12 protein-coding genes are annotated in these 13,643 nt (G+C 64.5%); 5 read left to right on the forward strand and 7 right to left on the reverse strand.

Features of this window, described 5'->3' with window-relative positions; all coding sequences use genetic code 11:
• Positions 1–29: 29 nt before the first annotated feature.
• Genes metG through mazG form a run of 5 tightly spaced genes read left to right on the forward strand, consistent with a single transcriptional unit; the run spans position 30 to position 4,479 of the window.
• Positions 30–1,586, forward strand: coding sequence for a methionine--tRNA ligase (gene metG, locus KV697_RS02490; RefSeq protein ID WP_219019965.1), 1,557 nt, complete (start codon positions 30–32; stop codon positions 1,584–1,586).
• Positions 1,586–2,362, forward strand: a complete 777-nt coding sequence (locus KV697_RS02495; RefSeq protein ID WP_219019966.1) for a TatD family hydrolase — start codon at positions 1,586–1,588, stop codon at positions 2,360–2,362. Before metG ends, KV697_RS02495 begins: the two co-directional genes overlap by 1 nt.
• Positions 2,359–3,123, forward strand: coding sequence for an MBL fold metallo-hydrolase (locus tag KV697_RS02500; protein ID WP_219019967.1), 765 nt, complete (start codon positions 2,359–2,361; stop codon positions 3,121–3,123). Before KV697_RS02495 ends, KV697_RS02500 begins: the two co-directional genes overlap by 4 nt.
• Before the next feature lie 14 nt (positions 3,124–3,137).
• The gene (locus KV697_RS02505; protein ID WP_219019968.1) at positions 3,138–3,695 is read left to right on the forward strand and encodes a retropepsin-like aspartic protease family protein; all 558 of its coding nucleotides are present in this window, start codon (positions 3,138–3,140) and stop codon (positions 3,693–3,695) included.
• 46 nt (positions 3,696–3,741) lie between these two features.
• Positions 3,742–4,479: a nucleoside triphosphate pyrophosphohydrolase gene (gene mazG, locus KV697_RS02510; RefSeq protein ID WP_219019969.1), complete on the forward strand. Its 738-nt coding sequence runs from the start codon at positions 3,742–3,744 to the stop codon at positions 4,477–4,479.
• On the opposite strand, the gene hflX is transcribed toward mazG, so the two are convergent.
• The 7 genes from hflX to dusB all read right to left on the reverse strand — a co-directional run bounded on the left by hflX (position 4,460) and on the right by dusB (position 13,566).
• Positions 4,460–5,752, reverse strand: a complete 1,293-nt coding sequence (gene hflX, locus KV697_RS02515) for a GTPase HflX (RefSeq protein WP_219019970.1) — start codon at positions 5,750–5,752, stop codon at positions 4,460–4,462. The genes mazG and hflX overlap by 20 nt on opposite strands.
• Positions 5,749–6,240 carry an RNA chaperone Hfq gene (gene hfq / locus KV697_RS02520; protein WP_257575561.1) on the reverse strand — a complete coding sequence of 164 codons (492 nt, stop codon included), beginning with the start codon at positions 6,238–6,240 and terminating at the stop codon, positions 5,749–5,751. The genes hflX and hfq overlap by 4 nt, the downstream gene beginning before the upstream one ends.
• Positions 6,241–6,379: 139 nt before the next feature.
• On the reverse strand, positions 6,380–7,756 hold the full coding sequence (gene ntrX, locus KV697_RS02525; RefSeq protein ID WP_219019971.1) for a nitrogen assimilation response regulator NtrX: 1,377 nt from the start codon (positions 7,754–7,756) through the stop codon (positions 6,380–6,382).
• 7 nt (positions 7,757–7,763) lie between these two features.
• Entirely contained in the window at positions 7,764–9,941 is a 2,178-nt protein-coding gene (locus KV697_RS02530; RefSeq protein WP_257575562.1) for a sensor histidine kinase NtrY-like, read from the reverse strand.
• Between the two features lie 121 nt (positions 9,942–10,062).
• The gene (ntrC, locus tag KV697_RS02535) at positions 10,063–11,517 is read right to left on the reverse strand and encodes a nitrogen regulation protein NR(I) (protein WP_219019972.1); all 1,455 of its coding nucleotides are present in this window, start codon (positions 11,515–11,517) and stop codon (positions 10,063–10,065) included.
• Positions 11,514–12,581 carry a two-component system sensor histidine kinase NtrB gene (locus tag KV697_RS02540; protein WP_219019973.1) on the reverse strand — a complete coding sequence of 356 codons (1,068 nt, stop codon included), beginning with the start codon at positions 12,579–12,581 and terminating at the stop codon, positions 11,514–11,516. The genes ntrC and KV697_RS02540 overlap by 4 nt, the downstream gene beginning before the upstream one ends.
• Entirely contained in the window at positions 12,565–13,566 is a 1,002-nt protein-coding gene (gene dusB / locus KV697_RS02545) for a tRNA dihydrouridine synthase DusB (RefSeq protein ID WP_219019974.1), read from the reverse strand. The genes KV697_RS02540 and dusB overlap by 17 nt, the downstream gene beginning before the upstream one ends.
• Positions 13,567–13,643 lie beyond the last annotated feature (77 nt).

The following is a 13,643-nucleotide window of genomic DNA, read 5'->3' on the forward strand; positions in this document are numbered from 1 at the left end:
TCCGCCTGGGGATGTTCTAGGGACCGGCCATGGCCGATCCATTCTATATCACCACCGCCATCCACTATCCCAATGGCCGCCCGCATATCGGCCATGCCTATGAGATGGTGGCGGCCGACGTCATTGCCCGGTTCCAGCGTCAGGCGGGCCGCGATGTCCTGTTTCAGACCGGCACCGACGAGCATGGCCTTAAAATGGCCCAGGCGGCGCGCGCACGCGGCATCTCGACGCGCGACTTCGCGGATGAAATGTCCAGCCATTTCCATGTGATGGCCGACCGTCTTGATATTTCCTACGACCGTTTCATCCGCACCGTCGACGCCGATCACTATGCCGCCAGTCAAGCCATCTGGAAGGCGATGCAGGCCAAGGGCGACCTGTACCTTGACCGCTACGAGGGCTGGTACTCGGTCCGCGACGAAGCCTTTTATGATGAGAGCGAACTGACGGTCGCTGAAGACGGCGCCAAGCTGTCGCCGCAGGGCACGCCAGTCGAGTGGACCGCCGAGGAGACCTGGTTCTTCCGCTTGTCCAAATATCAGCAGCCCTTGCTCGATCTGTACCGCGACAATCCCGATTTCATCCGCCCGGAAAGCCGCCGCAACGAGGTGATGCGCTTCGTCGAGGGCGGTCTGTCCGACCTGTCAGTGTCGCGGACCAGCTTCGACTGGGGCGTGCCCGTGCCCGACAGCCCCGGCCATGTGATGTATGTCTGGGTCGATGCGCTGACCAATTATCTGACCGGCACCGGCTACCCGAACAAGGACAACGATCTGGCGCGCTTCTGGCCTGCCAATCTGCACCTGATCGGCAAGGACATCGTGCGGTTCCACACCGTCTATTGGCCCGCCTTCCTGATGTCCGCCGACCTGCCTCTACCTCGGTCGGTGTTTGGCCATGGCTTCCTGCTCCATCGGGGCGAGAAGATGTCCAAGTCGGTTGGCAATGTCGTCGATCCGATGGGGCTGGCCGATGCCTTCGGCGTCGATGCGTTGCGCTATTTCTTCCTGCGCGAGGTCAGCTTCGGCCAGGACGGTTCCTACTCGGCCGAAGCGATCGTGACCCGTGTGAATGCCGAGCTGGCCAACAGCTTCGGCAATCTCGCACAGCGGACCCTGTCCTTCATCGCCAAGAATCTGGGCGGCGAACTGCCCGAGGCGGGACGTAGCGATCCGGCGGATGCCGTGCTGCTGGAAGAAGTGGTCGTCGCCTGTGCCGGGCTGAAGACCGCGTTCGACGATCTGATGCTCAGCCAGGGGATCGAGACTTGGATGCGCGGCGTCTATGCCTGCAACCAGTATATCGACGTGCAGGCGCCCTGGTCGCTGCGCAAGACCGATCCAGAGCGGATGCACGCCGTGCTCGGCGCGCTGGTCCGCGCCATCCGTATGCTGGCGATCGCGATCCTGCCGGTGACGCCGCGTGGGGCCGGGCTGGTCCTCGACACGCTGGGAGCAGAGGAACGCGATCACGCCGCCATCGACGATGACAGATGGTATGCGCGCCGCGCTGGTAACGGCGTTCCGCTGGCCGCCCCGACTCCGGCGTTCCCGCGTCTGGAAATCCCGGCAGAGGCCGACGCCTGATGCTGGCCGACAGCCATTGCCACCTGAACTATAAGGGGCTTGTCGAGGATCAGGCGGCGATCCTGACCCGCGCACGGGATCGGGGCGTGACCGCGATGCTCAACATCTCGACTCGCGAGAGCGAGTGGGATGCGGTGATCGCCACCGCCGAGCGCGAGCCCGATGTCTGGGCGACGGTCGGCATCCACCCGCATGAGGCGGACGCGCACCCCCATATCGACACGGCCAAGCTGGTCGAGCGGGCGCGCCATCCTCGCGTTGTCGGCATCGGCGAGAGTGGCCTCGACTATTATTACGACCATAGCGACCGCGCGCGCCAGCAGGCGAGCTTCCGCGCGCACATAGCCGCCTGCCGCGAAACGGGCCTGCCGCTCATCGTGCACACCCGCGACGCCGAAGAGGATACCGCAGCGATCCTCGCCGATGAAATGGGGAAGGGGGCCTATCCCGGCGTCATCCACTGCTTCACGGCGAGTGGAGATTTTGCCGATAAGGCCTTGACGTTAGGCTTTTATATATCCATTTCGGGTATCGTGACCTTCAAGAGCGCGAAGGACTTGCAGGAGACGGCTGCACGCCTGCCGCTCGATCGGCTGCTAGTGGAAACCGACGCGCCGTTCCTCGCGCCTGTTCCGCACAGGGGGAAGACGGGGGAACCGTCCTTCGTCGCCGACACCGCCAAGTTCCTCGCCGATCTGCGTGGCGAGACGGTCGAGCAACTGACCCAGGCCACCGCCGAAAACTTCCACCGGCTGTTCGCAAAGACCCGCGCGTGAAAATCCGCATTCTTGGTTGCGGCACATCCTCCGGTGTTCCCCGGATCGGCAATGACTGGGGCGCTTGCGACCCTACCGAACCGCGCAACCGGCGAATGCGCTGTTCCGCCCTGATCGAGCATCACGGCACCCGTATCCTGATCGACACCGGCCCCGACATGCGCGAGCAATTGCTCGCCGCCGGGGTCGGCACGGTCGATGCGGTGATCTGGACTCACGACCATGCCGATCACTGCCACGGCATCGACGATATCCGACAGATATTCCATGCACTGGGCGAGCCGGTGTCGGGCTATGCTCGGCCGACCACCGCCGCATCGCTGGAAGGGCGTTTCGGCTATGTCTTTCGCGGCAAGACCGGCTATCCGCCCACCGCAACAATGACTCTGATCGAAGATGAAATCACCATCGGGCCGATCCGTGTTCGGACAGTCGACCAGCCGCATGGCCGCATCCTGTCGGCCGGTCTGCGCTTTGAATGCAATGGCAAGAGCATCGGCTATGCTACCGATTTCCATGATCTTACGCCGGATATGGCCGAGCTTTATTCCGGCCTCGACCTGTGGGTCGTCGATGCGCTCCGCCGGCATCCGCATCCGGCCCATGCCGATCTGCCTTCGGTCCTGCACTGGATCGACAGGCTCAAGCCGCGCCATAGCGTGCTGATCCATATGGACCAGTCGATGGATTATGAGGCGTTGTGCGGCGAGCTGCCCGAGGGCGTCGAGCCCGCCTATGATGGCATGGAACTGATCCCGTGAGCACGGAGCGGGCCATGGACATCGTCTATTATGGTCTCATCCTTTTGCTGCCGCTCAGCGCATTGATGGCCCGCCGCATTCCGATGGGACAAACACTAAGGATGGCGTTGATCTGGGTCGGTATTTTCAGTGCCGCTTTCTTGGTGATCGCCCAGCGGGACCGCTTGGCAAACTTAAGGCCACGCGCTGCGGTATCCGACGGAGTCATTCGGATACCGATGGCCGAGGATGGGCATTTCTATGCCAATGTCCGCATCAATGGGGTGCAGCGGCGCATGCTCATCGACAGCGGCGCAACGACGACCGCCATATCGGAGGCGACCGCGGAGGCGGCAAAACTCGATCTGAACGAAAGCCCGTTCGGCAGCTTGATAGAAACCGCCAATGGCCGCGTCACGGCGTCGCATACCACCATCGCCGAACTGTCCATCGGCGCAATCCATCTGACGAATGTCGGCGCGGACGTGTCTCCGAGCTTCGGGTCGCAAGACATCATCGGCATGAACGTTCTGAACCGTTTGCGATCATGGCGTGTGGAGCAGGGTGTACTGATACTCAACGCAGCACCTTGATGTTTTTTTACATAATACATATTATCAGATTTGAAGGAGCGACGCGATGGATCGCCTGTTGACCATCATGAAGCGCCTGCGCGACCCGCAGACTGGATGCGAATGGGACGTGGCGCAGAGCTTCGAAAGCATTGCCCCCTATACCATTGAGGAAGCACATGAGGTCGCGGACGCCATCGCGCGTGGCGACATGGCGGACCTCAAGGACGAACTCGGCGATCTACTCCTGCAAGTGGTCTTCCACGCTCAGATTGCCGAGGATCACGGTCACTTCGCCTTTCCCGATGTCGTCGCCGCGATCAGCGACAAGATGGAGCGACGTCATCCGCATATCTTCGGCGACCGGGTCGAAGGAGGACATCATCTGTGGGAACAGATCAAGGCCGAGGAACGCCAGGCTAAAGCCGCCAGCGGTACGCTGGACGGTGTGGCCCTGGGCCTTCCGGCCCTGATGCGAGCGGAAAAGCTCCAGAAGCGTGCCGCCCGGGTCGGCTTCGACTGGCCCGATGTGGCGGGATCGCGCGCAAAGGTCGACGAGGAGATTCAGGAGATCACCGAAGCCCCGCCGGAGACGCTGGCGGAGGAATTCGGCGATCTGCTATTCTCTGTCGTCAACTGGGCGCGTCATTGCGGCGTCGATGCGGAAGCGGCGCTCCGTTATGCCAATGGCAAGTTCGAGCGCCGCTTCCGCGCGATGGAAGCGGAGGCCGGCGACGCCTTCCCCACGCTCGAACTGGAAGCCAAGGAAGCCCTTTGGCAGGCCGTCAAACGTCGCGACGGGTAAATCGCTCATAATCGGACTCGGCCAGGCGGACGTCATAGACCGCCTGCTCGCCTTCGATGACTTGGTCCAGCACTTCGCCGTGAGCATGGAGCCAAGCGGCCCCCGCCCCGTCTCCCGCGTCCAGCGTAACCCGGTAACGCCGGTGGCCCGAGGTCAGCGCGGCCGCGACCTGTTCGATCAGGTCGTCAATGCCCTCCCCCGTCATCGCCGACACCGCGACGATGTTGGGGCGGCGTGCAGCCTCGACCAGCACGTCTTCACGCGCATCGCCCTCGGTCAGGTCGATCTTGTTCCATGCCTCGAACCGCGGGGTTTCAGGGTCGACGCCGATCTCGGTCAGCACCGCTTCGACATCGGCACGCTGAGCCTCGGTGTCCGGGTGAGCGATATCACGCACGTGAATCAGCAGATCGGCGGATACCACCTCTTCGAGGGTCGCCTTGAACGCCGCGACCAGCTGCGTCGGCAGGTCGGAAACGAACCCCACGGTATCCGACAGGATCGCCTTGTCGATACCGGGCAGGGAAATCTGACGCAGGGTCGGATCAAGCGTGGCGAAGAGAAGGTCTTTCGCCATGACATGAGCGCCGGTCAACCGATTGAATAGCGTCGACTTTCCGGCATTGGTATAACCCACCAGCGCGATTACGGGCCACGGTGCGCGCTGACGGCGCTCGCGGTGAAGTCCGCGCGTTCGGCTGACCTGATCCAGTTCCCGCCGCAACCGCGCCATGCGGTCGCGGATCATCCGGCGGTCGGCCTCAATCTGGGTTTCGCCCGGACCGCCGAGAAAACCGAAACCGCCGCGCTGCCGCTCCAAATGGGTCCAGCTGCGCACCAGACGGCCCGCCTGGTAATCGAGATGGGCCAGCTCGACCTGCAACCGACCCTCAGCCGTCGCGGCACGCTCGCCGAAGATTTCGAGGATCAGGCCGGTCCGGTCGATGACTTTCGCTTCCAGCGCGGTTTCGAGGTTGCGCTGCTGCACCGGGGTCAGCGAGGCGTCGAAGACGACCAGTTGGGCCTCTTCCATCCGCACCTGCTGGGCCACCTGCTCGACCTGACCGCTGCCGATCAGCGTGGCGGGCTTGGGCGCACGAACCCGCAGAGCGACGCGCTCGACCACATCGAGGCCGATGGCCATGGCAAGCCCGGCGGTTTCCTCGAGCCGAGCTTCGGCATCACGCGCGGCATCGCCCTGGTCGGGCAGGACGATGACCGTGCGTGCGCCGCGCGTGAATTCACCGCGATCGCGATCGAAACCCGTGCTCAATCCTCGGCCGATCCCGCCTGCTCTTCGGCCAGGTTCAGCGGCCGTGCGGGCTGAATGGTCGAGACGGCGTGCTTGTAGACGAGCTGGGCCATGCCCTCACGCTGAAGCAGCATGCAGAACAGGTCGAAGCCCGCAATCTGGCCCTGCAGCATGACGCCGTTGATCAGGAACATGGTGACGGGGTCTTCGGATTTGCGCACCGCGTTCAGAAAGATTTCCTGCAAAAGCGGGTTCTTGCGCTGCTGTTCGTTCACGCCCTCGACGATCGCGGCAACGTCCAGCGGACCCGAGGGCATGATGGTGGAGATGGCATGCTTGTAGATGAGCTGCGACTGACCGTCGCGGCGCAGCAATACCGAGAAATTGTCGAACCAGGTGACGATACCCTGGAGTTTCACGCCCTTCACGAGGAACATGGTAACCGGCGCCTTGGAGCGGCGCAGTGCATTCAGAAACAGGTCCTGGAGCGAACCCGATTTGTCGGCCATGGTCGAGCCCTTGTTCTTGGCGGGTCCGTGCCCGCGAGTAGCGCCGTTTCCCGGCGTCGGAATTGCGCCCGTGTGCCGGGCGCGTCCGATATCTATGGTCTCGACGGGCGTTCGTCCAGAGGCCGTGCTCGTTCGTCCATCAATCCTCTCGCGTTTCGCTGATGCCGAGCAGCTTAAGCTTACGATGAAGCGCGGAGCGCTCCATCCCGATGAAGCTCGCGGTCCGCGAGATATTGCCGGAAAAACGTCTGATCTGGACGCGCAAATATTCGCGTTCCCAGCTTTCGCGCGCTTCCCGCAAAGGCGCTCCCATGATCGCGGTCGCCCCGCCGCCACCCATATCGGCCCCCTCGCCCAGCACCTCAGCGGGCAGCAGGTCCAGGTCGATCCGCCCCACCCGGTCGCCCGGCGCCAGGATGATCGTCCGCTCGACGACGTTGCGCAGCTGGCGGACATTGCCCGGCCAGTCATAGGATTGCATCGCGACCATGGCGTCAGGGGCGATCTCGGGCGTGCGGACGCGTCGCTCCGTCGCGTAGTGCGCCATGAAATGCTCGACCAGCGGCGGAATGTCCTCACGCCGTTCCGCCAGCGAGGGGATGGTCACGGGCACGACGTTCAGGCGGTAATACAGGTCTTCGCGGAACCGCCCTTCCGCGATTTCCTGCGTCAGGTCGCGCGCGGTGGCCGACACGACACGCACGTCCACCTTGACGACGCGGGTGCCCCCGACGCGGGTAAAGCTCTGATCCGTCAGGACGCGCAGGATACGCGCCTGAGTCGCGATAGGCATGTCCGCGATTTCGTCCAGAAAAAGCGTGCCGCCATGCGCCTGTTCCAGCAGCCCGGTGCGGACGAGGTCCCCCCCCTCCTCCACGCCGAACAGTTCTTCCTCGACTCGCTCGGGTGTCATGCGCGCCGCGCTGACGACCACGAACGGCGCGTCGGCGCGGTTGCTCCAGCCGTGGAGCAGGCGCGCCGCGACTTCCTTGCCGACGCCCGCCGAACCCATGATAAGAACGCGACTGCCGGTCGCCGCGACGCGCTTCAGGGTGGCGCGGATGCCGTTGATCGCGCTTGATGATCCGGTCAGGTCCGTCTCACGCCCAGCTGAGGCGCGGAGCGAGGCGTTTTCGCGCCGCAGTCGCTCGGTCTCGGTCGCTCGCGCCACCATCAGCAGCAGGCGTTCGGCCTCGAAGGGCTTCTCGATGAAATCGGCCGCACCCTTGCGGATCGCGGCGACGGCGGTGTCCAGATTGCCATGCCCCGATATGACCAGCACGGGGATCGAGGGATCGCGCCGCTTGATCTCGTCGAGCAATTCCAGTCCGTCGAGCTTCGACCCCTGGAGCCACACGTCGAGCAAGACAAGCGACGGCCGACGCGCCGCCATCGCCTCAAGCGCGGAGTCGCTGTCGGCCGCGACGCGGGCGTCATAGCCCTCGTCCTCCAGCACGCCCGCGACGAGTTCGCGGATATCGAGTTCGTCGTCGACGACGAGGATGTCCAAAGCCATGATCTTTTTACGTCCGGGTACGAGTCAAAGCGGTGAGCTGGCCCTCCCCAGCCAGTTCGGGTTCGGCGCCCCCATGGTCCAGCGCCGCCAGGGCACCGGCGTCGAACATCATCGAGACGATAGTGCCGCCGGTGGGATTGTCGGAAAAGCCGATCGTGCCGGCATGTTCCGCAATGATCTTGTTGACGATGGCGAGGCCCAGGCCGGTGCCGCGGGCGCGTGTCGTCATATAGGGTTCGATGATACGGTCACGCTCGGGCGGCAGGCCGATGCCGTTGTCGGTCACGGTAATGGTGACCATGCCACCCTGCTGGCCGACCGTCATCACGACCTCGCCCCCCGCCATGCCTTCGGACCGGGATTCAATGGCTTCCACGGCATTCTTGACGATGTTGGTCAGTGCCTGGCTCATCTGGCGGCGATCGCAGACCAGCGTGGGAGCGGGTTCTTCCTGATCGAGCTGGAAGCGTATTTCGGGGTGTGCGACCTCGTGCAGGAACATTGCCTGGGCGCAGATATCGGCGATCGCCTCTTCGCGAAACACGGGCTTGGGCATCCGCGCGAAGGACGAGAATTCGTCGACCATCCGCCGCAGGTCGCCGACCTGACGTACGATCGTCTCGGTCAGTCGGCCAAAGGTGGGATCCTCCGGTCCGATGACCTTGCCATAACGACGCTGGAGCCGTTCGGCGGCAAGCTGGATCGGGGTCAGCGGGTTCTTGATCTCATGCGCGATGCGCCGCGCGACGTCCGACCAGGCGGCACGTCGCTGGTCGAGCAATTGCTGGGTGATGTCGTCGAAGGTTAGAATGGGGCCGTCGCCGGTCTGGGCAATCCGTACCGCCAGCGTGCGCATGTCGCCATTCAGTTCCACCTGCACTGTGGCTTCGCGCCGTCCTTGGTCGAGCAGTTCGTCCAGCTCGGGCGCGACCTCGCCCAGCTTGCGGCCCACCAATCCGCCCTGATCGGCCCCAAGAAGAAGATCGGCGGAATTGTTGGCGATCCGCACCTGCCGATCGCGGTCGACGGCCACGACACCGGCGGAGACGCCCGCCATCACTGCTTCGATCAGCGCGCGCCGGTTGTTGAGCTGGGCGTTTGCCGTGACCAGTTCGGTGTTCTGCCGTTCCAGCTGGCCGGTCATCTGGTTGAAGGCATTGGCGAGCGTGCCGACCTCGTCACGGGTTCTGGGATCGGGCACGCGTGCCGTCAGGTCGCCGCCCGCGATCCGTCGCGCCGCGTCGACCAATTCACCGACCGGACGGACGAGCCGATCCGCCACGGCCAGCGCGATCCAGACCGCGATACCGACGATCAACAGCGCGATCGCGAACAGGACGAGATTGAATTTCAACTGAAGCGACCGCGCCCGCCCCTGCAACGCGCGATAGTCGTCAAAGACGTCTTCGGCCGCGAAATGCTGCTTGCTGAGGAACTCTGCATTCACCGGCGTACCGATATAAAGCATCAGGCCGTTGCCCTCGGGCAAGGGCGTGACCACCCAGACGCGCTGCTCGTTGATGCCGACCTCGGGACGGCTCAATTTGCTCGCCTGCTGGATCATTTCCGGCGTCACCAACTCGCGGAACGTCGTGTCCGATGGCTGGTTGAAGAAGTCGTAGAACTTGAACCCTTGCTTGGGGTCGTAAGAGAAGAGAACAGACTCGACCGTGTCGCGGACGACCGTCTGCTGCACGAGATAATCGTGGAAATCCCGCCGGTTCTCACGCAGCGCGGGCAGATTGCGCCCGAGGTCCTGCGACATGGCGCGGCCCGTATCGACCCAGCGCTTGATGATCTGCTGCTGCGACTGGCGCGCAATGTCCATCGCGTCGCCGAACGCCTTGCGCGCGCGGTCGGAAATCCAGAACTCGGCCGACGACTGGAACAGCACGGAGGCGGTGACGACCGTCAGCAGGATCGGCACGCTCGCGGTCAGCGAGAACAGCGCGACCAGCCGGACATGCAGCCGCCCGCCGCCACCGACCGGGGATTTCGCCGCGCGCCGCATCGCCACCCGCCGTCCGAGCAGCATCAGCAACAGGACGCCCGGCACCAGATTGAGCGCCAGCAACCCCGCCATGACCGGTGGCGCGATCAGCCCCTGCGCATCATGGCGGCTGGCGATATAGACATAGGTGCCGACCGCGATCGCGGCCGCTCCGAGGACGACCGCAAGTTCCATAACCGGAGTGACCGCGAAGCGAGAGCGCGGCCCTTCGGCAGGTTTAGTGGGCAACACGGACGCCAACATCGTTGCAATCGTACAACGTGAAGCGTGTCCTGCAAGCCACAATTCGTGAAAATTATGTCAACGCCTCGCCATTCTCTTCATCACCATTGACAGGGATGTTCAGCGTATCGAGCCGCTTGCGCAACGTGTTGCGATTGATCCCCATGGCGCGGGCGGCACGAAGCTGGTTGCCGCCATGGCGCGCGAGCATTGCTTCGATCAACGGTCGCTCGACCTCGCCGATGATCCGATCATAAAGGGTGCCGTCATCCAACGCCGTCGGATGTGCCATGGCGAGCCGCGCGATATAGGCGCGCACCGCCGCCGACAAATCGCCATCGGCAGCGGCCGCCCCGATCGGCGGCAGCGAAGATCGCGCCTCGCCCAGCATGGTCCGCACCGCCTGGGCATCGATGATTTCGTCGCGCGCCAGCACGGCAAGACGACGCATCATATTTTCCAGCTCTCGGACGTTCCCCGGCCAGTCATGCGTGACCAGCACATCAAGCGCATGGCTGTCGATCCGGCGCTTGGGCAGACCTTGCAGCGCGGCGTTCTCCAGGAAATGCCGGGCGAGCAGCGGAATATCCTGCCGCCGTTCGCGCAGGGCTGGCAAGGCGATCGGCACCACATTCAGGCGGTAGAACAAATCCTCGCGAAACTGGCCGGAGGCGACCTGCTGGCTGAGATCGCGGTTGGTCGCCGCGACAATGCGGACATCGGTGCGGATCGTCCGCGCGCCGCCGACCGTGGTGAACTCGCCCGATTGCAGGACGCGTAGCAGCCGGGTCTGCGCCTCCATCGGCATGTCGCCGATCTCGTCCAGAAACAATGTGCCGCCCGCCGCCTGCTCGAACCGGCCCGCATTACGCTGGGCCGCGCCGGTAAAGGCGCCGCGTTCGTGGCCGAACAGCTCGGCCTCGATCAATTCGCGAGGAATGGCCGCCATGTTCAGCGCGACGAAGGGCGCGGCGCGGCGAGGGCCGAGATCGTGGATGGCGCGGGCGACCAGCTCCTTGCCCGTACCCGATTCGCCAGAGACGAGAACGGTCAGATCGGTCGAGACCACGCGGGCGATCACGCGGTATACGCCCTGCATAGCCTGGGATCGCCCGATCAGCGGCAGCGCGCGGTCGTCCTCGCCCAGTCCGTCCTCGACCAGCACGCCGCGTCGCGCCAGCGCCCCCGCGACCGCATGAGTCAGAGCGTCGAGATCGAAGGGCTTGGGGAGATACTCATAGGCGCCGACTTCGGCCGCGCGGACGGCGGTGGTCAAGGTGTTTTGCGCCGAGAGAACGATGATAGGCAGGGCGGGAAACCGTTCGGCGACTCCGCGGATATGGTCGATGCCGTCGCCGTCGGGCAGAATGACGTCCGTGACCAGCACGTCGGGCGCACCGCCCGCCAGGATGCGATCCAGCCGCGCCAGCGTTTCGACCGACGTCACCTCATGCCCGGCCCGGCGCAAGGCCTGGCCTACGACAGTACGGATCGCGGCATCGTCATCGACGACGAGAACGTGGCTCATGGATGGGCTCTCGGCAGTAGCAGGCGGAGGACGGTCATTTCCGGCGTACCCTCCCTGGCATATTGGATGATCCCGTTCATATCGCGAACGAGCTTGTCGACGAGCGCCAGGCCAAGCCCCTGCCCCTCGCGGCGGCCCGACACGAACGGATCGAACAGATGATCGGCAATATCCGAAGGTGCGCCGGGGCCATTGTCGATCACGCAGATTTCGATCGGCAGCGGCAGGCGGGGCTGCCCCTCACCTGCGCTGACCGACATGCCATGGCGATAGGCGGTGGTGAGGATGATGTGCGGGCTGCGCACCGCGCGAACCGCCTCGCGGGCGTTCTTCAGAAGGTTGATGACGATCTGGAGCAGCGCGTCGCGATTGATCCGGGCCGGGGGCAGCGAGGGGTCGAACCGCTCCTCGATGGGAATACCCCGGGCAAAACCCGCCAGCGCGACGCCGCGCGCATGCCCGAGCAGCGGATAGATATTCTCCGACGCCAGCGGCAGCGGCCGGGTATCGCTGAAATCCTGCATCCGGTCGATCAGCGCGGCGATCCGGTCGACCTCGGTGGTGATGAGCGTGGTCAGTTCGCCGCCGTTCAGCAGCTGTGCCGCGCCCCGGATGCCGGAAAGCGGGTTCTTGATCTCATGCGCCAGCATCGCCGCCGCCCCCACAGCCGCCCGTGCCCCCGCGCTACGGTCAGAGGCATGGGCCAGCCGTCGCGAGGGGCCTGCGCTGTGCAGCGTGATCGCGCGCCAGCCGGGATGATCGGGTACCTGCGCCTCGACGAAATCGACCCGGATCTTCGGGCCGTGCGGCGTGGCGATCACCGTGTCGTACACGGCGAAACCATGGCCGTCGCGACTGCGCGGCGCGTCCGGGGGTGGCAGGATCGCGGCCAGCGGCTGTCCGGTCATCAACCGCTCGGACAGGTTGAGCAACTGTTCGGCCAGGCCATTGGCATGAGCAATACGATCGTCGGGATCGACCACGACCACGGCGACCGGCAGCGCGGCGAACAGGGCGCCGAAGCCGGGTCTGCCGTGTCCGCCCGTGTCAGGCCGCCGCTGCAAGCTCGATCTGCGGCATGTAGAAGTCGTACAGCATCGCCTTGACCCGCTCGGCGCTGGCTTCGTGGTTCACCGTATTGCGGAACTCGGCCGAGCCATGCAGCCCGCGCGTGTACCAGCCGATATGCTTGCGGGCCATGTTGACGCCGGTCTCGGTGCCATAATGGTCTAGCATCGCATCGTAATGCTCGGTCACGGCGCGATATTGCTCGTCCAGGGCCGGATCTGCGCGACGCTCGCCGGTCGCGAACCAGTGCATCACCTGCCCCAGTAGCCAGGGGCGGCCATAGGCGCCGCGCCCGATCATGACGCCGTCCGCGCCCGACTGGTCGAGCGCAGCCTCGGCATCGTCGATCGAGCAGATGTCGCCATTGGCGATCACCGGGATCGACACCGCGTCCTTGACGTTGCGGATGAACGCCCAGTCGGCGCTGCCCTTGTACATCTGGTTGCGGGTGCGGCCATGGACGGTGATCATCTTGACCCCGATATCCTCGGCGATGCGCGCCAGTTCGGGAGCGTTCAGGCTGTCATGGCACCAGCCCATCCGCATCTTCAGCGTGACCGGCACATCGACCGCCTTGACGGTCGCCTCGATGATCGCCGAAGCCAGCTTCAGGTCGCGCATCAGCGCCGAGCCCGCATCGCCGTTGACGACCTTGCGCACCGGACAGCCCATGTTGATGTCGATGATCGCCGCGCCGCGATCGGCATTCAGCTTGGCCGCCTCGCCCATTTCGTAGGGGGTGCAGCCGACCAGCTGCATCGACACCGGCTCTTCCAGCGGGTGCCAGGCGGCCTTCTGGATCGACTGACGCGTTTCGCGGATCGCGGCCTGGCTGGCGATCATCTCCGTGACGTTCAACCCCGAGCCATAGCGGCGGACGAGCGTGCGGAACGGCATGTCGGTGACGCCGGTCATCGGCGCCAGCACGACGGGGCTGTCGATCGTCACCGGACCGACCTGAATGGGGGCGAGATTACGCATCATACTGCCTGAAAATTAAGCAATCGCCATAGGGGAATGGCGCCGCAAAGGCAAGATTGGCGAGGAGCCTCAAAAGC

Source organism: Sphingomonas sanguinis (genome assembly GCF_019297835.1).
GTDB lineage: Bacteria > Pseudomonadota > Alphaproteobacteria > Sphingomonadales > Sphingomonadaceae > Sphingomonas > Sphingomonas sanguinis_D.